Source organism: Hydrogenophaga intermedia (assembly GCF_000723405.1).
Lineage (GTDB): Bacteria > Pseudomonadota > Gammaproteobacteria > Burkholderiales > Burkholderiaceae_C > Hydrogenophaga > Hydrogenophaga intermedia.
This window is the reverse complement of record NZ_CCAE010000010.1, coordinates 106,938-125,077: the sequence shown is the minus strand read 5'-3', so window position 1 is coordinate 125,077 and position 18,140 is coordinate 106,938. Positions and strand designations below refer to the sequence as shown.

The window sequence follows — 18,140 nt, the reverse complement described above, 5'->3', positions numbered from 1 at the left end:
AGGTGGTGGGCGCGCAGCTTCGCGCCATGATGCCCTGGATCGCCAAGAACAAGCTGGTCGATCAGAGCCGCAACTGATTGGGCGCTCAGAGCGGCAATTGCCGTTCCCGGGCCAGGACCGCGTTCATGCGGCCCTGGCCCTTTTCATTTGGTGCGCGCCACGTACACTGCGGAGCTTTCGGGCCCGATGAAAATCCATTAGAAAACGCCATGCACGACGGACACGAAACTGAAGTGGAGCACCTGGGCGAGGTGCGCCGCCGCCCCAAAGGCATTTACTTCCTGCCCAACATGATCACGCTGGCTGCGCTGTTCGGCGGCTTCTACGCGGTCGTGATGGCCATGAATGGCCGGTACGACCTTGCCACCGTGGGCATCTTCGTAGCCATGGTGCTCGACAGCCTGGATGGTCGTGTGGCCCGCCTCACCAACACCCAAAGCGCCTTCGGCGAGCAGATGGATTCGCTCTCCGACATGGTGTCATTCGGTGCGGCGCCCGCACTCATCGCCTACGAATGGACCCTGCGCGATCTGGGCCGCTGGGGCTGGATCGCGGCCTTCGTCTACTGCGCGTGCGCCGCGCTGCGACTGGCGCGCTTCAATGTGAACACGGGCGTGGTGGACAAGCGCTACTTCCAGGGTCTGCCATCGCCAGCGGCGGCGGCGCTGGTCGCCGGCTTCATCTGGCTGATGCAGGAAACCGGCGTGGCGCCGCAGGACGTGAGCTGGGTCATGTTCGTGATCACGCTCTACACGGGCCTGACAATGGTGACCAACGTGCCGTTCTACAGCTTCAAGGACTTGAGCCTGAAAAGGAGCGTGCCCTTCGCGGCGCTGGTGCTGGTGGCGCTGGGCATCGCGGTGATCAACATCCACCCGCCCACCGTGCTGTTTCTGCTGTTCGTGCTCTATGGCCTGTCGGGCTACGGCGTGTACCTGTGGCGCAAGTCCAAGGGGCGGCCAACCAGCGTGATCAGCACGTCCACCGATGAGCCCGACGAGCGCGGCCTGCACGACGACTGATTACGCCCACCGCTCACCGCTGTGGGTTTCGCGCCCTTTGTGATACATTGCCCAGCATGTTTTCCCAAGCCGCCTCGCTGCTACTACTGGGTGTCCGTCACGGGCAGATGCGGTAGCGCGCGAGCGACTCACACCAACGGCCCGTTTGCACCCGCAGCGGGCCGTTGGTGTTTTGGGGCTGCGGGTTCTGTCGATACGAGAGAGTCCACACCATGCTGAAGCAACCTGCAAGCAAGTACGCCGCGTTCCAGCCCGTCGGCCTCAAGGACCGCACCTGGCCCGACGCCGTCATCCATAAGGCTCCCATCTGGCTGAGCACCGACCTGCGCGATGGCAACCAGGCCCTGATCGAGCCCATGGACCTGGAGCGCAAGCTGCGCATGTTCCGCGAGCTGGTGAAGATCGGCTTCAAGGAGATCGAGGTGGGCTTTCCCTCGGCTTCGCAGATCGAATTCGATTTCGTTCGTCGACTCATCGAAGAAGATCTGATCCCCGAGGACGTGACGATCCAGGTACTCACCCAGGCCCGCGAACCCCTGATCCGCCGCACCTTCGAATCGCTGCGCGGCGCGCGCAGCGCCATCGTGCACCTCTACAACGCCACGGCGCCCGTCATGCGCCGCGTGGTGCTGGGTATGGACGAGGATGCCATCGTGGAACTGGCCGTGGACAACGCGCGCCTGTTCGAACGCCTGGCGGCCGAACAGCCGGACACGCGCTGGACCTTCCAGTACTCGCCGGAGACGTTCTCAGGCACCGAACTCGCCTTCTCCAAGCGGGTGGTCGACGCGGTCACCGCGGTCTGGGCGCCCACGCCCGAGCGCAAGTGCATCGTCAACCTGCCCTCCACGGTGGAGCACAGCACGCCCAACATCTTCGCCGACATGATCGAGTGGATGCATCGGCACTTGGCTCGGCGCGAGTCCATCGTGCTGTCGGTGCACCCGCACAACGATCGGGGCACCGGCACGGCGGCGGGTGAGTTCGCGCTCATGGCGGGGGCCGATCGCCTCGAAGGCTGCCTCTTCGGCAACGGCGAGCGCACCGGCAACCTGGACATCGTCAACGTCGCCCTCAACCTCTACACGCAAGGTGTGTCGCCCGGGCTGGACTTCTCCGACATCGACGAGATCCGCCGCACGGTGGAGCACTGCAACCAGTTGCCCGTGCACCCGCGCCATCCCTACGTGGGCGACCTGGTCTACACCTCATTCTCGGGCTCCCACCAGGACGCGATCAAGAAGGCCTTCGCGGCGCGCAAGGACGGTGACATCTGGAACATGCCCTATCTGCCCATCGACCCCAAGGATCTGGGCCGCAGCTACGAGGCGGTGATCCGCGTGAACAGCCAGTCGGGCAAGGGGGGCATTGCCTACCTGCTCGAAGCGGAGTACGGGCTGGAGTTGCCGCGTCGCCTGCAGATCGAGTTCAGTCAGGTGGTGCAGGCCGTGATGGACCTGGAAGGCAAGGAACTGGTGGCGAAGGACCTGTGGCAATTGTTCGAGCGCGAGTACGCCCTGTCGGCCCCGGCCCCCGCCAACGCCACCACCAGCGAGCAGCCTGGCGGCAGCGTGCGCGTGACCGCAGACGTCGATTGGGCGGGCGCGGCGATGCCCGTGCAAGGGCAGGGCAATGGCCCCATCGACGCCTTCGTCAACGCCCTGAACGCGGCTACCGGCCGCTCGGTGCGCGTGCTCGACTACCATGAGCACGCCATCGGCGCCGGCGCCCAGGCACAGGCCATGGCCTACATGGAGCTGCGCGTGGACGAGCGTCACACTGTCTTCGGCGTGGGGCGCGACACCAACATCGTGTCCGCCTCGTTCAAGGCCATCGTGTCGGGCTTGCGGCGCGTCGCGCCCGGCCAGACGCAGCAATCTATCGAACACGCGGCGCCCTGAGGCGCGCGAGCACAACAAGGAGTCCCTCCATGAGCGAGCAACTGATCATTTTCGACACCACGCTGCGCGACGGCGAGCAATCGCCCGGCGCTTCCATGACCAAGGACGAGAAGCTGCGCATCGCGCGCCAGCTCGAGCGCCTGAAGGTGGACGTGATCGAGGCCGGTTTTGCGGCCAGCTCGAACGGGGACTTCGACTCGGTCAAGGCCATCGCCGACCACATCAAGGATTCCACGGTGTGCTCGCTGGCGCGCGCCAACGACCGCGACATCTCGCGCGCCGCCGAGGCGCTGCAGGGAGCGAACCGCGCACGCATCCACACCTTCATCGCCACCAGCGCGCTGCACATGGAGAAGAAGCTGCGCATGACGCCCGAGCAGGTGCTGGAGCAGGCTAAGCAGTCGGTGCGTTTCGCGCGCAACCTGGTGAGCGACATCGAATTCAGCCCTGAGGACGGCTACCGCAGCGACGTGGACTTCCTCTGCCGCGTGTTGGAAGCGGTGATCAAGGAGGGCGCGACCACACTCAACATCCCCGACACCGTGGGCTACGCAGTGCCCGAGCTGTATGGCGAGTTCATCCGCACGCTGCGCGAGCGCATTCCCAACTCCGACAAGGCGATCTGGAGCGTGCACTGCCACAACGACCTGGGCATGGCGGTGGCGAACTCACTTGCCGGCGTGAAGATTGGCGGCGCGCGGCAGGTGGAGTGCACCATCAACGGGCTGGGCGAGCGTGCAGGCAATTGCTCGCTGGAGGAAATCGTGATGGCGGTGCGCACGCGCCGCGACTACTTCGGCCTCGACGTGGCGGTCGACACCACGCAGATCGTGCCCGCCAGCCGCATGGTGAGCCAGACCACGGGCTTCGTGGTGCAGCCGAACAAGGCCGTGGTGGGCGCCAACGCCTTCGCGCACGCCAGCGGCATCCACCAGGACGGCGTGCTCAAGGCGCGCGACACCTACGAAATCATGCGCGCCGAGGACGTGGGCTGGGCCGCCAACAAGATCGTGCTGGGCAAGCTCTCCGGTCGCAATGCCTTCAAGCAGCGCCTGCAGGAGCTCGGCATCGAGATGGAGTCCGAGACGGAAATCAACACCGCCTTCGCCAAGTTCAAGGAGCTGGCCGACCGCAAGGCCGAGATCTTCGATGAGGACATCCTGGCCCTGGTGAGCGACGAAAGCGTCACCACCGAGAAGGAGCAATACGGCTTCGTGTCGCTTGCCCAGCGCAGCGAGACCGGTGAGCGGCCGCACGCCACGGTGGTGTTCACCGTCGAAGGAAAGGAACTGCGCGGCGACGCCGACGGCAACGGCCCCGTGGATGCCTCGCTCAAGGCCATCGAACAGCACGTCAAGAGCGGCGCCGAGCTGCTGCTCTATTCCGTGAACGCCATCACCAGTGGCTCCACCGAGAGCCAGGGCGAGGTGACGGTGCGCCTGCAGCACGGTGGCCGCGTGGTCAACGGCGTGGGGGCCGACCCGGACATCGTGGTGGCGTCCGCCAAGGCGTACCTCAGTGCGCTCAACAAGTTGCACAGCAAGGCCGACCGGGTGGCGGCGCAGGGATAAAGTTCAAAGGTTTCAAGGACTTGTAGAACTTCCTTACTGATCGGGGGAAACTGGGTGCCAAACGGTGCTTTATTCCACCGATCATTTAAGACCACCCTCCAAGCTTTTGATATTGCTGATTTTTTTGTGACTCCCTATACTCCGGCCCAGCGCTGATCCCGTCTTGCTGGAGTTGAGTCATGTTGTTCCGCCCGATCCCCCTGAAATCGCTGATTGCCACAGTGGCGTTTGCGTTGGTCGGGGTCCTCGGGCAAGGCGGGGTGGTCCATGCCGCTTCGGGCTCTTCCGCCAAGACGAGCAAGAGCGCCAAGGCGCCCGTCAAGAAGGCCAGCAAGCCCAAGCTGGCCACTCGCTCGGTCAAGAAGGTCAACACCGCCAAGCGCAAGCAGAGCGTTGATTCCCGCAAGGTCAAGCTGGTAAAGGCCGCGCCGACGACCAAGCCCCGGGCTCAGCGCATCAAGCACACCGTGCGCGCTGTCACGCCGCCGGTGTTGTCGATGGGCCAGAGCCTCGGGCTGCACGGCATCGATGACGAACTCGACCTGAACGCCAGCGTCGCCCTGGTCGTCGATCAGCGGACCAACGAGGTGCTGTTTTCCAAGAACGATTCGGCCGTGCTGCCGATCGCTTCGCTCACCAAGCTCATGACGGGTCTGGTCGTGGTCGAGGCGGGGCAGAACATGGACGAGACCATCACCATCACCCGCGACGACATCGACACCATCAAGGGCAGCCGTTCGCGCCTGGCCGTGGGCACGCGACTCACCCGCGGCGAGGCCATGCACCTGGCCCTCATGTCGAGTGAGAACCGCGCCGCCAATGCCCTGGGTCGGCATTTCCCGGGCGGCCTGGACGCCTTCGTGAAGCGCATGAACGACAAGGCGGCGGAACTGGGCATGCACGATACGCGCTACGTGGAGCCCACCGGCCTGTCGAGCCAGAACCGCTCCAGCGCCCGCGACCTGGCCATCCTGGTCTCGGCGGCCTACGAGCGCCCCATGCTGCGCGACCTGTCCACTTCCCCCGGCTACGAGGTGGACGTGGGCCGGCGCACACTGCAGTACAACAACTCCAATCGGCTGATCAAAAACCCCGAGTGGGACATCGGTCTGCAGAAGACCGGGTACATCTCGGAAGCGGGCCGCTGCCTCGTCATGCAGGCCAGCGTGGCGGGACGTCAGCTCATCATGGTGTTTCTGGACGCCAGCGGCCGGATGGGCCGCCTCCAGGACGCCGAGCGCGTACGCCGCTGGGTGGAGCACCAAGGCGAGATGCTCGCTTCCAAGGTGCGTCCCCAGGGTTGATACCCCCGAGGGCCGTGCATCAGCGGCTGGCCGGATAACCCAGCGCGGCCGAAATTTCGGCCGCCGTGGCCTTGAGCCGGGGCAGCCAGCCCTCGTCGATGCGATCGGCCGGTGCCGAGATCGACAAACCCGCCACCAGCTTGCGCTGGTCGTCGTAGATGCCGGCGGCCATGCAGCGCACGCCCATCTCCAGCTCTTCGTTGTCGCGCGCCACGCCGGCTTGGCGGCACTGGGCGAGTTCGCGCTCCAGCGCGGGCAGCTGCGTGAAGCTGTTGCGCGTGTTGCCTGCCAGGCCCGTGCGGGTGGCGTAGGCCCGCACACGCGTGGGGTCGTCGTCAGCCAGAAACAGCTTGCCCACCGAGGTGAGGTGCAGCGGCGCCCGCCCGCCGATGGCGCGCACCACCTGCATGCCCGAGCGCTCGCTATAGGCCCGCTCCACGTAGATGATCTCGTCGCCCTGGCGCACGCTCAGGTTCACCGGCTGCTGGATCTGCTTGTGCAGCTCGCGCATGGGCCCCAGGGCGGCATCCCGCACGCTCAGGCGCGCCTTGACCAGATTGCCCAGTTCCAGCAGGCGCATGCCCAGGCGATAGCTGCCGGCCTCGGGGCGATCGACGAAGCGGCCGATGGTCAGGTCGTTGAGGATGCGGTGCGCCGTGGACGGGTGCAGGCCGGTTTTCTCGCTGATTTCCTTGAGCGAGACCGCTTCCTCACGGGAGGCCAGCACCTCCAGCAGGTTGAACATGCGCTCCAGCACTTGGACGGTGGGCGCGGTAGGGGGGGAGTCGGATCGTTTGCTCATGATCGGATGTGCAAACCTCATCTTACAAGATGAAATCGCCGCACCGCAGCATTCCGTAAAGACCCCGCGCCGGGGTCGATTCAGGCATTGCGTTGAGCCCAGCGGCCATCGACCAGCACCTCATGCGGCTGGAAGCCGGCCTTGTAGTTCATCTTCGGGCTTTGGGCGATCCAGTAACCGAGATAGACGTGCGGGAGGTCGAGTGCGCGCGCCTGCTCGATCTGCCAGAGCACGCTGTAGGTGCCGTAGCTGCAGCGCTCGTCGGGCTCGTAGAAAGTGTAGACCGCCGAGAGGCCGTCGTTGAGCACGTCGATGATGGACACCATCTTGAGCCGGGCGGGCCGTCCCTGGACGTCAGGCTCGTGAAACTCGACCAGGCGCGAGTTGACGCGACTCTGCAGCAGGAACTGGGTGTACTGATCCACGCTGTCGTGGTCCATGCCACCGCCTGCATGGCGGCTGTTCTGGTAGCGAAGGTAGAGCTGGTAGTGCTCGGGCAGGAAGCACAGCTTCAGTACGCGGGTAATCAGGCCGCCATGCTGGCGCTGGCTGCGCCGCTGGCTGCGGTTGGGCACAAATCGGTCCACGGGCACGCGCAGCGGCACGCAGGCGTTGCAGCCGTCGCAGTACGGCCGGTAGGTGAACATGCCGCTGCGGCGAAAGCCGTGCGTGACAAGGTCGGAGTACGCGTCGTTGTGGATGAGGTGGCTGGGGGTGGCCACCTGGGAGCGCGCCTGGCGGCCCGGCAGGTAGCTGCACGGGTAGGGCGCGGTGGCGTAGAACTGCAGCGCCTGGAGCGGGAGGTCCTTGAGGTGCGTCACGCGCGTTCGTCGCCAATGGGGAGGAGCTCACGCCAGTATACGGGGCGGAATTCCCAGCGGGGCGCAGGCTGCAACAGGGCCAGACGCACGTGCCGCACGAAGTCCTCGCGCGGCATCAGGCGCCCCCCCAGCGAGGCCAGGTGGGCGGTGTCCTGCTGGCAGTCGACCAGGGTGATGCCGTGGTGGCGGCACAGCGCCATCAGGCCCGCCAGGGCGATCTTGGAGGCGTCGCTGCGCCGACTGAACATGGATTCGCCGAATACCATGGCGCCGACATTGACGAGGTACAGACCGCCGGCCAGTTCGCCATCGATCCAGGTCTCCACCGAATGCGCCATGCCTGCGCGGTGCAGGCGCGTGTAGGCCTGCACCATGGCCGGCAGGATCCAGGTGCCGCTCTGGCCGTGGCGCGAGGTCTGCGCGCAGGCCTGGATCACGCGCTCGAAGTCGTGGTCGATGCGCAATTCGAGCCGCTGCTCGAGCAACTGCTTCTGTAGCGTCTTGCGCAGCGACCGGTGCAACCGGAACTCGCGCGGGAACAGAACCATGCGTGGGTCGGTGCTCCACCACAGGATGGGTTGGCCCGAGCTGTACCAGGGAAAGATGCCGTGCGAGTACGCGGCCACGAGCGAGGGCACGTCCAGCACGCCACCGGCAGCCAGCAGGCCTGGTGCGGGATCGTGTGCTCCCCAGGCCTGCTCCACCGGCGGAAACGCCTCCCCCGGCTCCAGCCAGGGCAACGGTCGGGTGGGGGGCGTCTGGGTCATGGCGGGAGCGGCGTTCGCGCGACGGCGTGAGCGCTATTGTGCGCGGCGCCCCCGCGACATCAAGTGCGCCCGGTCAATGCGCGGCCGGTGAGACGATCCGGGAGCAGGCGCCAGGGCAGCCACACGGCCAGCACGCCGATGGCGTCGGCCAGCCAGTCGATCCACTCGCCGTAGCGCCAGCCGGTGGCCAGTTGCATGAGCTCGATCAGCCCGCCCCACACAATGAGACCCGCCAGCACCGCCCCGGCCTGGCGCGGGTAGGCGATGAGCCCCAGCAGCGCCAGCCAGGCGAAGCCCAGGGCGTGCTGGGCCTTGTCCCAGAGGTTCATTGCCTGCGGAGGCAGCAAGTCGACCGGCACCAGCGAGGCGATGGTGAGGCCGGCGACGCTGCACCAGAAGCCCAGGGTGATCAGGCGTTGCATGGCGTGCTCAGGAATGGAGGCCCGGAAACGACAACGGCCTTCATGAGAAGGCCGTTGTGCGGGTATTGGGTGGCTCCCCGACCTGGACTCGAACCAGGGACCTGCGGATTAACAGTCCGGGGCACAAAGACAATCAAATCAATATCTTATCTCAAATTCCGTTCCGCAAATATCCGCATCCGGATGGAAATTATCCCCTCTGCGGCGCCAATTTCAATTGAGTTTTGCGGAAATGAATTAGCGGGTCGGCGTGACGATGTTGCCCTTGCGGACGTAGTGCTCGGTCATCTTCGATGACGCGTGCCCGAGCAGGCGCTGGGCGGCTTGCAGGCCGTCGGCGTCGTTCTTGTCGGTACCGGCCTTGGCGCGCAGGTCGCGGAACTGGAAGGCCTTGATCTGCGCGGCCAGCTCGGGGTGCTTTCGGATCGCCAGGGCCCGGGCTCGGTCGAAGGCGTTGTCGAGCGCCGACTCGGTCATGCGCAGGCCGTTGGCCCCGCACACGAGCGCCAGGTCCGCCACCTTGACCTTACGCCCCGCAGCAGCCGCTGCGGCCGCGCGCTGGCGCTTGCGTGCCAGGATCTCGGCAATCTTGCGCCCGAGTTCGTTGGGCTGGCCAGCGGCGTCCGTGGTGCGAACCCGCAGCTTGGCCTTGGTCTTGCCCTGGTCGACGTGCAGCAGGTGGTCGCGCAGGTCCGTCTCGTTGTAGCGCAGGGTGTCGGCCGGGCGCTGGCCAGCCAGATAGGCGAGGTCGAGAGCGTCCTGCAGCCCCTGGCTGGCGACGGCGTAGACGGCCTTGTAGACCGCGTCCTCGACGTATTCGTCGCGCCCCTCCTCGGTGTAGCCCTTCACGCCGCGGCAGGGGTTCTCCAGGCTCGTGACCCCGCGCTCGCGCGCCCAGTTCCAGATGTGGGACAGCAGCGCCTTCTCGCGGTTGGCGCGCACGTGGCCGAGGTTGGGCTTGATCTCCAGCGGCTTCTTGCCGGCGGCCACTCGCTCGGCGTTGCGCTCCTGTGCGGCCGCGCGCGAGGCCTGCACGCGCCAGTCGAGGTACTGGCGCACGTGCTGGGGCTCGATGGCTTCGATCGGCACCGGCGGGTCGTTGAAGAAGGCCAGCAGCCAGACCAGCTCCTCGAGGTTGTCCTCGCGCGTGCGCGGCGCCTTGAGCGGCAGGGCCTCGCGCACGTAGCGGTCGGACACCTCCTTGAAGGTGACGGGGGGCGCGGTGCCGGTGACCGTGAGCTCGGCCCAGCGCCGCACAGCCTCGGGATAGTCGGTGCCCAGCGGGATCTCCCGCCGCGGTCGCCGCTCGCCGGTGTCGAGGTAGTAGTAGGTGCGCCCGTTCGGCCTACGCCGCGCGCGCATGCCTTCCGGCAGGTTGAGATTGACGGTCGGTTTTCGACCCATGGCGCCCCCGCGATCCTGGCTGGGTGAGTTTGTTGGAGCGCCAGGGGGTTGCCGGCTGTGCCGCGGCCGCCGATCCTGGGCGCCCATCGAAGAACGATCGTGCCACCACTGGCCGACCTTGTGCGTTGATGACGAAGGGCACGCCCTGGGCGCGCAGCGCGGCCACCTGACGCGCGCGCTGCTTGCGCCCGGTCAGCTCGGCGAGTTCGTCGTCGGTGAGGAACATGGCGTCACGCCACCTTGAGCGTCTTGTGCAGGATGGCCTTGAGGGCGTTGAACTCCTGCAGCTCGGCCTGCGAGCGCTGGATGTGCTCCTCGGCCGCGAGTGCCGCGTTCTCCATGTCCTCGGCCAGGCCGCGCAGGTCGTTGGACATGGCGCGGGCCCGGGCGGCCAGTGTGGCCAGCCGGTCGAGCGGGGCCTCGTCGGGCTCCTTGTCGGCGGCCGTGCCAATGCCCGCCAGCACGAGTGCGGACGCCATGGTGGTGGGCTTCTGCTCCACCTGGTTGGCCACCTGGCGGTGCTCGCGCACGGGCGTGCGCTTGAACTGCTGGTGCTCGTTCCTCATGACCAGGCCGGCGTCGTGCAGCTTGGCCAGGCACCCCTGCGCCACGTCGTACTGCACCGCGCGACCGAGGCGGCCGCACTCGCTCACGATCTGGTGGATGGTCCAGAAGTCGGCTGCGGGCACGCCCTCGTAGACCTTCTGTGCAACGCTGGTCATGCCGGAAATCAAGGCTTGGAAGCGGGCTTTGTTCATGGTCAGTGCGCCGGGGAAAGGCCGAGTTCGGCGGCTACGCCCGGGGGAATGTCCGCCTCCAGTTCGAGCGTGAACACCGAGGTCTGAGCCAGCAGTTCGGATGTCTTGGCGATGCCCATGACGCCGGTGCTGATGGTGGCAATGCCGCTCAACACGCCAGCGATCAGGGCCTCGTGATCCTCGGGCCTGATCAACTTCAACATGCCCGGGAGCATGCGAAAAACGGTTTGCTGGACGAGCTGCGTGCCGATGTCGAAGGCCTCGCCGTTGAACTCGTAGGTGGCAGTGGCCAGGCCGGCGTCCTTGGCCTGCTGGAGCACGCGCTGGATCTCGTCCTCGCCCTTGGCATTGCGAAGGGCGTCCATCAGCATGGCGGCGATGTGGGCGGTAGTCATGGTGCCTCAGTTGAGTTGTGGCGCCGGCGCGAACGCGGCGCGGTTGTTCTCGATGTTCTCGACGGTGCCCTTGAGCATGTCGATCGCGGCGTCGGCGCCGTAGTTGGTGGCCACCATGCCCGCCACTGCGGCGATGGCGCCGGCGAGCATCTGTGCGACCTGCTGGGGGCTCGCGCCGCCCGCGTTGGCGGCCTCGATCGCGCTGCCCAGGCTGTCGGCGACGATCTGCGCACCGACCTCGGTGGGTGAGCCTGCGTATTCGTGGCCCTCGTTGGGACTGGCTTGCATGTTCATGGTGTTGGGTCTAGAAGGGGATTTCGCTGTCCATGTCGTCGAAGCCGGCACCGCTTGCCGCGGGAGCTGGCCTCGCGGCTTGGCGAGGGGCAGGCGCCGGCGCGGGTGCGCGGCCTTGCTCGCCGTCGGACTGGACTCGGTCGACGAACGCGAGCTGGTCGATGCGCCCCACCAACTTGGTCTTCGGCGCGCCGTCGCCCCTGGATGGGTAGCTCTCCGTGTGCACGTCGGTGAGCGTGAGGAACAGGCGCTGCCCCTTGACCAGGTGCTCGCGGAGAGCACGCGCGCGCTCGCCCCAAATGGCGCCGTCGATGAACTGGGTGGGCAGGTAGCCGCGGTCGTCGCGCTTCGAGCCGTAGCTGTAGGCCATGCCCAGCGTGATGATGGGCGTGCCCTCGGTCGTGTGCCGAAGCTCCACGTCGCGGGTGATGCGGAACAAGCCGCTCATGACCACCGACATCAGGCCCCCCGCGCTTCGATCATCTTCGTGGCGTAGTGCCAGCGCCAGGCGAAGTAGCGGCGGGCTTCGTTCTCGATGTCCACCGTTGCGGCAATCGCCTCCGCTTCCTTGCTCGCCTTCATCGCCGCTTCGCGCATGTCGTTGGCGAACGCCACGATGGCCTCCAGCTCGTCCGGATGGTCCTCGCCTTCGGCCACGCAGTTGACGGCCACATCCTTCTGCTCTTCGCTCAGGTCGTTGAACCCCGGCGACGCCTTCAAGGCCTCCATGACGCTCGGCACTTGGACGGAGGGCGGTGGCTCCAGCTTGTCGCTGATCGAGAACCACCCCGGGGGCTCGGCCGGCGCATGGGCGGCGAAGCAGTCCCGCAAGGTCATGCCCACCGTGGACGCCATCACCATGTCGATGATCTCCTTGGCCTTCGCCTCGTCGGTGACCTCCTCGCGGATGGCGTCGACGATGACTTCCAAGGTGCCGGCCGGCATGGGGAAGGCCATGCCACCAGGGGTGCGGATCTTGTCGGCGGCGCTCATTGCTGGGCCTCCTGGGGCTCGGCCGCTGCGTCCTCGGCTTTCACGCCCGTGGCGATCAGGTCGAGCACGTCGTTGGCGCTGGCGGCCTCGACGGCGAAGCGGTCGCGCGCCACGTGACTGCGGGCCGTGGCCTGGCTGGTCGCGCGCACCAGGCGCTTCGTGCCCGAGGTCTTGTCGGTGACCACGTAGGGTCGGGTGTTGGTTGCCATTCGGCGGTTCTCCTTGTGGGCGACGAGCTGGCGCACTGTGGCGCCAGCATGCGAGTTAGCTGGCGCGGGCGTAGGAGCCGACCATCACCGGCAGTTGAGGGGCTTCGAAGCGCAGGCAGGAGCGCGCCAGCTCGACGAACTCTTCCGCCATTTCCTGCTTCTTCTCTTCGAGGTTGCGGATCTGCAGCCCGATCTGCGGCGCCTTGTCGTTCGGCGTATGGATCGCCAGGCGCAGCTTGAAGGTGTGCGATTGCAGGTGCAGGTACGGCACGGTCGTGAACTCGATGAAGACCGGGATCATGTCGGGCGAGTCGGCTTTCACGCGCTCGAACGCGCTGGCTTCGGCGCTGAGGTTGCCGACCTTGCTCTCGGCTTTGCGGGCCGTCTCGATCGTGAGGTGTCGCAGTGCGGCAATGGCGTGGCGCGGATCGAGGGCGAGGTATTCCTCGCTCATGAACTTGCAGTAGTCGATCCAGTCCTCGAAGAACTCCACCATGGCCTGCTGCTGGCGGGACTCGTCGAACAGCGAGGGCTGGCCGATGGTCAGGCGGCCGAAGCGGCCGACGTGCAGGACGACAGCACCGGCCATTTCCTCGCTGGACTTGCCGACGCGGGTGGGCTTGCTGTACTTGATCGTGTGGGCGACGCGCACCTGGCTCGTGCCCTTGATGTGCTCGAAGTTGAGCTCGAGCGTGACCTTGCCCTTCTTCTCGTGCGTGGTCACGCCGCCAGCGACCTGCGACAGGGCGGTGGAGAGGGCGCGGTCGAACATGCCGGCTTCGATCTCGGCGAACAGCTCGGGGACGTTGGTGGCGGCGCTGCTGGTGTCGGGCCGCTGGGGTGCTTCGGTGCTCACGTAATGCTCCTGGTTGGGGGTTGCGGGACGGAAAAAAAGGCGGCCCTGGCGGGGTGTTTTGGCTGGGAGCGGAAGTGCCAGGGCCGCACGAAATCAGGCGCGCGCGCGGTGGCGCCGGCGGTTGCGGGCCTTGAGGGCGTGGCGCTGGTGCTGACGCACCGAGGCGGCGTAGGGCTTGCCGCGCGGCGCGCGCCACTGGCGCACGTAGCCGGTGCCCAGGCGCGCGGCCTTGGCGTCGGTGTGCTTGACCGGCGCGCGCTCGGTCGGCTGCTGAGCGTTCTGGCGTTCGGTGACGGAGGGACCGGCGGGGATAGCGAAACCGCCGAGGCCGGAGCCGGCCATGGCGGTCAGACCAACGGCGACGAGCATCGCGGCGCGCGAGGCTGAGGACTTCTGCATGAAAGCTCCTGGTGGTGGTGAAAGGAAATGCCGGGCACCAGCGCGCAAGGCGTTTGGTCAGGGAGGAAAACCTCGCGGCGCGCTGGCTGTTGATGCCCGGGGGAAACTGGTCAGGCCGCCTGCAACAGCAGGCCGGCGTTCGCGGGGTTGTTACGCAGGAAGTGCTCGTAGTCGTCGACCAGCGCCTTGAAGGCGATCAGGTCCGCCTCCAGCGCCTCGATGAACTCGTCATTGCGCTCGATCACGCGCCAGAAGAGCTGGCGGCCGACCGGCTCCAGCGCGGGGCAGTACATGCAGAAGTGCCAGCGCTTGCGGCCGGTGATCCACATGCAGCCCTGCACTTGGTCGATGTAGGTGCTGATGTCCTCGTCGAACAGCACGGGTCGCAGGCTGTCGGGCGAGATCAGGCACTTGTATTCCGAGCCTTCTTCCTGCCCGATGAGGCCGTCCGCGCTGGCACCGAAGGCACCGTCGTCGGTGAGCACGATGCCGGCGCGCCAGACGATCACGCCGGCCTGCGCCTCGTGCTCAGCACGCGCGGCGGGTTCGAGTTCGTGGCCGCGCCGCATGGCGTAGGTTTCGTAGCCGTCGTCCAGGGGCTTGCCGGCGATGCGCTCGATCGCGACGCGGAAGGCGTAGTTCTTGGCGGGGTCGGACCAATCGCCCACGGGCAGGCCCATGATGGCCCGCTCCAGCGTCTCGCTCATGGTGGGCTTGGATTTGTAGCCCGCGACCTCGGCGGCGGCCTTGATGTCCAGTCCGTCGTTGCGGATGGCGTCCACCAGCTTCTGCTGCTGTGGCGTGAGCCCGCCCACGCGCGAGCGTGCGACGCGGAACATGCTGGCGGTGATGACGCCGGCCCGGGCCTGCAGCCACTCGGGGCTGCCCTGGTCGCACTCGATGATCCTCATTTGGCACCACCCTTCTGCATGGCGGCCTTGAGTTGGTCGTGCAGGTCCAGCAGTTCGCCCGCGCGGTGCTGCTCCTCGGGGGCGAGGGCGTTCGACCAATCGAGGGCGACGGCGAGCGCGTCCACGGTGCGCGCGGCGCGCAGCTTGGCCTCGACCTCGGCGAAGGTCGTGGTGATCTCGCCGGTGCTGGTGTTGGTGGTGGTGGCCGCGGCGGGCGCCGGCGCGGGGGCAGGTGCCGGCGAGTCCACGGTGCGCTCACGGTCCGCCGCCTGGGCCTGGTCCTTGAAGCGGTCGTGCTCGGGGGTCTTCGCGAGCTTCTGCTGCAACTCGCGCGGCAGCAACTTCCAGAAGGCGCCGTAGGCGGCAGCGCCCTTGGCAGCAGCTTCCTCGGCCTGGGCCCGCAGGTCGGGGTGCCACTCGCTCACCACCTCGGCTGGGCCCATGTCGCGCGGAACCGATTCCTGCAGCTCGTCAGGGGTGTAGACGCCCAGGATGACGTCCGGAGCATGCAACCGCGCCCAGCGCTTCTGCGCGAGGTAGGCCAGTTGTTGCTTCGGGTCGTCGGCCCAGAGCGTGGAGTTGCGCACGCCGGCCTGGCTCAGCAGGAGTTCCAACACGCGAGGCGCGGGCTCGCCCTTGATGGTCGCCCAGACTTTCACGCCCAGGCCCTTCTCGTCGGCGAGAACCCAACCAGGGGCGCGGTACTTCTCGCCCGGGTTGCGCTTGCTCTCCTTCTCCACGAAGCGGCCGATCACCTTCGTCCAGTCGCCGAACCACTCGAAGTTGAAGCGGTCGCGCACGAGCGGGCTGTTGTTGATGACTGCGGCCACCAACTGCGCTTCGTAGCCCAGCGTGCCGTTGACCAGATGGGTCTTCTGCGCCACGGCGTAGGGGTTCATGTTCCACTGCACGGCCTGCATGACGACGGCCATGCAGTCGCCCACGTTGCCCTGCAGATGCTTGGGAATCGTGCTGCGCCCGCTGGCCATCACCTCGGCCACGCGCAGCATCTTGTCCATGCTGGCGTTGTCCAACACCAAGGCGCTGCTGCTGATGACCGTGCTGGGCACGGGTGGTGGCGAAAAATGCTCGGCGGTCGCCAGGGCGCCGGCTTCGGTCTGGGTGTGGTTCACGTGCGAGCCTTTCGTTCGGTGAGGTACTGGTCGTGGGTGATCTGCTCGCACTTGGCCAGGCGCGGGTCGCCCTTCGCCTGGTGCGAGTTCATGTTCTCGGCGTCTCGCGCGCGGGCGGCGAAGAACTTGTCGGCGTCCCAGACGAGGTGCGCCTGGACGTAGCTGCCGCCAGCGACGCCGGTGTGGCGCGCGTACACCTCGCGGGTGGTGAGTTCGGGCTGGCTCAAGCGGCCTCCCCGTCGTCGAGGTTGAAGATGTCGTCGGCGCGGATCACCAGCCAGTCGATGGCGGTAGAGCGCGGCACGCCGTAGGCCTCCGCGATGACCTTCACGATGGACTCGGCCGGGGGCGCGTCGGTGGCGGGCTGGTTGCGCTCGGGCAGCGGCGCCGACATGGCGGCGTCGAAGCCAGCGGACACCTCGGCGTCAACCACGTCGTCCTGCGCCGCTGGTGGCTGCGGCGCCGGGGCGGGAGGCGTTTCGGTTGCGAAGGGATCGGGCACGGACTCGCGGGGCGCGCTCCGACGTCCACTGCCGTAGAAGTGGCCGCGAGTCACCTCGCTCTTCGCCTCCACCGTGGGGGTGCTGATGTCCGGGCCCGAGGCGAGATCCACGCCAATTACCTCGGGCTCGCTCAGGTCCACCATGCTTTCCACGGCGGCCGGCTCGGCAGGCGCAGGCGCGTAGTGCTGCTGTGCCTGCTCCAGAAACGCCTTACGCTCGCGCTCGAAGGCCTCGCGCTCGGCCTGCAGCTTCGCGGCAGCGGCCTCCTGCTGGCGCCGCTCCTCGGCCAGGCGCTCGCGCTCCAGGCGCTGGCGTTCGGCCTCGGCCTCCGCGTCGGCTTTCTCCTTGAGCGTGGCCTGCATGTGCTGCAGGGTGATGCGGTAGGCCACGCCCGCGTCGTCGGCGAATTCCTCGAACCGCGCCTTGACGTCGTAGCCGTCCCACAGCGCCGTCAGCTTGTCGATGAGGCTCTGCACCATGGTGCTGGTGCGGCTCTGCTTCGCCAGGTTGCGGAACTCGTTGACTTCGCCGATTCGCGCGGCAATGGCGGCCTTGCGCAGGCCCTCCAGGCGCGCCGCTTCTGCCTTGCGCTCCTGCTCGGCCTTGTCCCAGGCATCGCGCAGCGTCTTGAGGCGCTTTTCCTCGGGCTCAACGATGGCCACCAGGCGCTTCTCTTCGGCCAGCACTGCGGCGTTGAACAGCTTGGCGTCGGCCCGGACCTCGTCAGCTCGGCCGCCGACGCCCGTGCGCAGGCGCATCAACTCCATGGCCGCGCCGTGGCACTGGTCGCGCCCGGCCTTGTCCTTGATCTCGGTGATGCCCTTGTGCTTCTCCACGGCCCCGCGCAGCGCGGCCTCGGTCTTCTCGGTGTTGAGCGCGAGGGCGGCGCGCTTGGGCGGGGGCAGAGTGACCAGGTCCGACCCGGTCGCCTCACTACCCGGCGCCACTTCTGGCTCGATCAGTTCAACCTGCATTGCGTTTCCTTTGAAATATCCGGATGCGGATAGCGTTGGGCGTGCCAGTGCCTACCGGCGCTGAGCGCTCCACAGCCCGGTGTTGCTGGTGATGCCCGCGAGTTCCTGGCGCTCCTGGGCGAGCGAGCGCCGCTCGCGGGCGCTGATGTAGTCGAGGGAGTTGCGCTCGCGCGCGATGGCGATGTCGGCCGCGATGCACGCGGCCTGGTCGTCGAGGGGGGAGGGCGTTGGCGGGGTGACGGTGCTCATGCCTGTCGTCCCAAGCCCACGAGGCGAAAGCGCAGGCCTTCCAGTTCACCACGCAGTGTGAGCAGCCGGGAATCGATGTAGCTCAGCGCTTCGCGCTGGACGCCGGCGAGGCGCGGATTGACACCATCCTTGCGCACCACGTGCATGTGTTGGCCGATGTAAAGGCTGATGCCCTCCGGTCGGGTCCAATCGTGCCGGGCCTTCTCCATGTTGCGGATGGCATCGGCCTTCTCTTGGATCGCCTTGGCGAGGTTGGACACCTGTTCGGCGTAGGTGACAACTTCGCTCATGCCGGCACCGCCTCAACGCGGTAGCGAATGGCGCCGTGCTGCAGGTCGAGCTTGTCGCGGCGGGCCCGCGCGCGACTCGCGCTCTTGTAGGGCTTGCCCACGGGCCGCTCGGTGCGGGTGTCGATGACGCGGTACATGCTGACTCCTTGGATGGGTTGCTGA

Annotated in this window: 25 protein-coding genes; 4 read left to right on the top strand and 21 right to left on the bottom strand. The window is 67.1% G+C overall.

Annotated elements, in window-relative coordinates; translation table 11 throughout:
• The first annotated feature begins 209 nt into the window (after positions 1–209).
• The 4 genes from pssA (at position 210) to BN948_RS09030 (ending at position 5,798) form a co-directional block, all read left to right on the top strand.
• On the top strand, positions 210–1,022 hold the full coding sequence (gene pssA, locus BN948_RS09045; RefSeq protein ID WP_009516306.1) for a CDP-diacylglycerol--serine O-phosphatidyltransferase: 813 nt from the start codon (positions 210–212) through the stop codon (positions 1,020–1,022).
• A 212-nt stretch (positions 1,023–1,234) separates the two neighbouring features.
• The gene (gene leuA, locus BN948_RS09040) at positions 1,235–2,923 is read left to right on the top strand and encodes a 2-isopropylmalate synthase (protein ID WP_009516308.1); all 1,689 of its coding nucleotides are present in this window, start codon (positions 1,235–1,237) and stop codon (positions 2,921–2,923) included.
• A gap of 29 nt (positions 2,924–2,952) precedes the next feature.
• Positions 2,953–4,494 (top strand): 2-isopropylmalate synthase, encoded by a 1,542-nt coding sequence (locus tag BN948_RS09035; RefSeq protein ID WP_009516310.1) that lies wholly within the window; start codon positions 2,953–2,955, stop codon positions 4,492–4,494.
• A 179-nt stretch (positions 4,495–4,673) separates the two neighbouring features.
• Positions 4,674–5,798 carry a serine hydrolase gene (locus BN948_RS09030; protein WP_009516312.1) on the top strand — a complete coding sequence of 375 codons (1,125 nt, stop codon included), beginning with the start codon at positions 4,674–4,676 and terminating at the stop codon, positions 5,796–5,798.
• 19 nt (positions 5,799–5,817) lie between these two features.
• Here the strand turns inward: BN948_RS09030 and BN948_RS09025 are convergent, their stop codons facing one another.
• The 21 genes from BN948_RS09025 to BN948_RS26585 all read right to left on the bottom strand — a co-directional run bounded on the left by BN948_RS09025 (position 5,818) and on the right by BN948_RS26585 (position 18,115).
• Positions 5,818–6,600, bottom strand: coding sequence for an IclR family transcriptional regulator (locus tag BN948_RS09025; protein ID WP_009516314.1), 783 nt, complete (start codon positions 6,598–6,600; stop codon positions 5,818–5,820).
• A gap of 80 nt (positions 6,601–6,680) precedes the next feature.
• The gene (locus BN948_RS09020; RefSeq protein WP_009516316.1) at positions 6,681–7,421 is read right to left on the bottom strand and encodes an arginyltransferase; all 741 of its coding nucleotides are present in this window, start codon (positions 7,419–7,421) and stop codon (positions 6,681–6,683) included.
• Positions 7,418–8,188 carry a leucyl/phenylalanyl-tRNA--protein transferase gene (aat, locus tag BN948_RS09015; protein ID WP_009516318.1) on the bottom strand — a complete coding sequence of 257 codons (771 nt, stop codon included), beginning with the start codon at positions 8,186–8,188 and terminating at the stop codon, positions 7,418–7,420. The genes BN948_RS09020 and aat overlap by 4 nt, the downstream gene beginning before the upstream one ends.
• 59 nt (positions 8,189–8,247) lie before the next feature.
• A complete protein-coding gene (locus tag BN948_RS09010; protein WP_009516319.1) occupies positions 8,248–8,610 on the bottom strand; it encodes a VanZ family protein in 363 nt (120 codons plus the stop codon).
• A gap of 237 nt (positions 8,611–8,847) precedes the next feature.
• Positions 8,848–10,014: a tyrosine-type recombinase/integrase gene (locus BN948_RS09005; RefSeq protein WP_035621281.1), complete on the bottom strand. Its 1,167-nt coding sequence runs from the start codon at positions 10,012–10,014 to the stop codon at positions 8,848–8,850.
• Positions 9,956–10,240 (bottom strand): DUF4224 domain-containing protein, encoded by a 285-nt coding sequence (locus BN948_RS26130; RefSeq protein ID WP_081921913.1) that lies wholly within the window; start codon positions 10,238–10,240, stop codon positions 9,956–9,958. The genes BN948_RS09005 and BN948_RS26130 overlap by 59 nt, the downstream gene beginning before the upstream one ends.
• Positions 10,241–10,244: 4 nt before the next feature.
• A complete protein-coding gene (locus BN948_RS09000) occupies positions 10,245–10,772 on the bottom strand; it encodes a hypothetical protein (RefSeq protein WP_035621278.1) in 528 nt (175 codons plus the stop codon).
• A gap of 2 nt (positions 10,773–10,774) precedes the next feature.
• A complete protein-coding gene (locus tag BN948_RS08995; RefSeq protein ID WP_035621277.1) occupies positions 10,775–11,167 on the bottom strand; it encodes a hypothetical protein in 393 nt (130 codons plus the stop codon).
• A gap of 6 nt (positions 11,168–11,173) precedes the next feature.
• Positions 11,174–11,461, bottom strand: a complete 288-nt coding sequence (locus tag BN948_RS08990) for a hypothetical protein (protein ID WP_035621275.1) — start codon at positions 11,459–11,461, stop codon at positions 11,174–11,176.
• A 10-nt stretch (positions 11,462–11,471) separates the two neighbouring features.
• Entirely contained in the window at positions 11,472–11,909 is a 438-nt protein-coding gene (locus tag BN948_RS08985) for a single-stranded DNA-binding protein (protein WP_162182744.1), read from the bottom strand.
• An 11-nt stretch (positions 11,910–11,920) separates the two neighbouring features.
• The gene (locus tag BN948_RS08980; RefSeq protein ID WP_035621272.1) at positions 11,921–12,454 is read right to left on the bottom strand and encodes a hypothetical protein; all 534 of its coding nucleotides are present in this window, start codon (positions 12,452–12,454) and stop codon (positions 11,921–11,923) included.
• Positions 12,451–12,663 carry a hypothetical protein gene (locus tag BN948_RS08975; RefSeq protein WP_035621271.1) on the bottom strand — a complete coding sequence of 71 codons (213 nt, stop codon included), beginning with the start codon at positions 12,661–12,663 and terminating at the stop codon, positions 12,451–12,453. The genes BN948_RS08980 and BN948_RS08975 overlap by 4 nt, the downstream gene beginning before the upstream one ends.
• 55 nt (positions 12,664–12,718) lie before the next feature.
• Positions 12,719–13,519: a DUF2303 family protein gene (locus tag BN948_RS25600; RefSeq protein ID WP_051756053.1), complete on the bottom strand. Its 801-nt coding sequence runs from the start codon at positions 13,517–13,519 to the stop codon at positions 12,719–12,721.
• A 93-nt stretch (positions 13,520–13,612) separates the two neighbouring features.
• Complete coding sequence (locus BN948_RS08960; protein ID WP_035621269.1) at positions 13,613–13,918, bottom strand: hypothetical protein; 306 nt, start codon at positions 13,916–13,918, stop codon at positions 13,613–13,615.
• Positions 13,919–14,028: 110 nt separating this feature from the next.
• Positions 14,029–14,829, bottom strand: a complete 801-nt coding sequence (locus tag BN948_RS08955) for a lambda exonuclease family protein (RefSeq protein WP_051756051.1) — start codon at positions 14,827–14,829, stop codon at positions 14,029–14,031.
• Complete coding sequence (locus BN948_RS27480) at positions 14,826–15,962, bottom strand: RecT family recombinase (protein ID WP_272945542.1); 1,137 nt, start codon at positions 15,960–15,962, stop codon at positions 14,826–14,828. Before BN948_RS27480 ends, BN948_RS08955 begins: the two co-directional genes overlap by 4 nt.
• The gene (locus BN948_RS08945; RefSeq protein ID WP_035621267.1) at positions 15,959–16,189 is read right to left on the bottom strand and encodes a hypothetical protein; all 231 of its coding nucleotides are present in this window, start codon (positions 16,187–16,189) and stop codon (positions 15,959–15,961) included. Before BN948_RS08945 ends, BN948_RS27480 begins: the two co-directional genes overlap by 4 nt.
• Positions 16,186–17,439, bottom strand: a complete 1,254-nt coding sequence (locus tag BN948_RS08940; protein ID WP_035621265.1) for a hypothetical protein — start codon at positions 17,437–17,439, stop codon at positions 16,186–16,188. Before BN948_RS08940 ends, BN948_RS08945 begins: the two co-directional genes overlap by 4 nt.
• A 51-nt stretch (positions 17,440–17,490) precedes the next feature.
• Positions 17,491–17,688, bottom strand: coding sequence for a hypothetical protein (locus BN948_RS08935; protein WP_035621263.1), 198 nt, complete (start codon positions 17,686–17,688; stop codon positions 17,491–17,493).
• Positions 17,685–17,978: a hypothetical protein gene (locus tag BN948_RS08930; protein WP_035621261.1), complete on the bottom strand. Its 294-nt coding sequence runs from the start codon at positions 17,976–17,978 to the stop codon at positions 17,685–17,687. The genes BN948_RS08935 and BN948_RS08930 overlap by 4 nt, the downstream gene beginning before the upstream one ends.
• Positions 17,975–18,115 carry a hypothetical protein gene (locus tag BN948_RS26585; protein WP_156037832.1) on the bottom strand — a complete coding sequence of 47 codons (141 nt, stop codon included), beginning with the start codon at positions 18,113–18,115 and terminating at the stop codon, positions 17,975–17,977. The genes BN948_RS08930 and BN948_RS26585 overlap by 4 nt, the downstream gene beginning before the upstream one ends.
• Between the last annotated feature and the right edge of the window lie 25 nt (positions 18,116–18,140).

Excerpts from the sequence above, each read along its gene's own strand:
- BN948_RS09030 (WP_009516312.1), top strand. The coding sequence starts at position 4,674 with ATGTTGTTCCGCCCGATCCCCCTGAAATCGCTGATTGCCACAGTGGCG.
- BN948_RS09005 (WP_035621281.1), bottom strand. The coding sequence starts at position 10,014 with ATGGGTCGAAAACCGACCGTCAATCTCAACCTGCCGGAAGGCATGCGC.
- BN948_RS08990 (WP_035621275.1), bottom strand. The coding sequence starts at position 11,461 with ATGAACATGCAAGCCAGTCCCAACGAGGGCCACGAATACGCAGGCTCA.
- BN948_RS09035 (WP_009516310.1), top strand. The coding sequence starts at position 2,953 with ATGAGCGAGCAACTGATCATTTTCGACACCACGCTGCGCGACGGCGAG.
- BN948_RS08935 (WP_035621263.1), bottom strand. The coding sequence starts at position 17,688 with ATGAGCACCGTCACCCCGCCAACGCCCTCCCCCCTCGACGACCAGGCC.
- aat (WP_009516318.1), bottom strand. The coding sequence starts at position 8,188 with ATGACCCAGACGCCCCCCACCCGACCGTTGCCCTGGCTGGAGCCGGGG.
- BN948_RS08955 (WP_051756051.1), bottom strand. The coding sequence starts at position 14,829 with ATGAGGATCATCGAGTGCGACCAGGGCAGCCCCGAGTGGCTGCAGGCC.
- BN948_RS08985 (WP_162182744.1), bottom strand. The coding sequence starts at position 11,909 with ATGAGCGGCTTGTTCCGCATCACCCGCGACGTGGAGCTTCGGCACACG.
- leuA (WP_009516308.1), top strand. The coding sequence starts at position 1,235 with ATGCTGAAGCAACCTGCAAGCAAGTACGCCGCGTTCCAGCCCGTCGGC.
- BN948_RS08995 (WP_035621277.1), bottom strand. The coding sequence starts at position 11,167 with ATGACTACCGCCCACATCGCCGCCATGCTGATGGACGCCCTTCGCAAT.
- BN948_RS26130 (WP_081921913.1), bottom strand. The coding sequence starts at position 10,240 with ATGTTCCTCACCGACGACGAACTCGCCGAGCTGACCGGGCGCAAGCAG.
- BN948_RS08975 (WP_035621271.1), bottom strand. The coding sequence starts at position 12,663 with ATGGCAACCAACACCCGACCCTACGTGGTCACCGACAAGACCTCGGGC.
- BN948_RS08930 (WP_035621261.1), bottom strand. The coding sequence starts at position 17,978 with ATGAGCGAAGTTGTCACCTACGCCGAACAGGTGTCCAACCTCGCCAAG.
- BN948_RS08940 (WP_035621265.1), bottom strand. The coding sequence starts at position 17,439 with ATGCAGGTTGAACTGATCGAGCCAGAAGTGGCGCCGGGTAGTGAGGCG.
- BN948_RS09025 (WP_009516314.1), bottom strand. The coding sequence starts at position 6,600 with ATGAGCAAACGATCCGACTCCCCCCCTACCGCGCCCACCGTCCAAGTG.
- BN948_RS08980 (WP_035621272.1), bottom strand. The coding sequence starts at position 12,454 with ATGAGCGCCGCCGACAAGATCCGCACCCCTGGTGGCATGGCCTTCCCC.
- BN948_RS08960 (WP_035621269.1), bottom strand. The coding sequence starts at position 13,918 with ATGCAGAAGTCCTCAGCCTCGCGCGCCGCGATGCTCGTCGCCGTTGGT.
- BN948_RS26585 (WP_156037832.1), bottom strand. The coding sequence starts at position 18,115 with ATGTACCGCGTCATCGACACCCGCACCGAGCGGCCCGTGGGCAAGCCC.
- BN948_RS09010 (WP_009516319.1), bottom strand. The coding sequence starts at position 8,610 with ATGCAACGCCTGATCACCCTGGGCTTCTGGTGCAGCGTCGCCGGCCTC.
- BN948_RS09000 (WP_035621278.1), bottom strand. The coding sequence starts at position 10,772 with ATGAACAAAGCCCGCTTCCAAGCCTTGATTTCCGGCATGACCAGCGTT.
- pssA (WP_009516306.1), top strand. The coding sequence starts at position 210 with ATGCACGACGGACACGAAACTGAAGTGGAGCACCTGGGCGAGGTGCGC.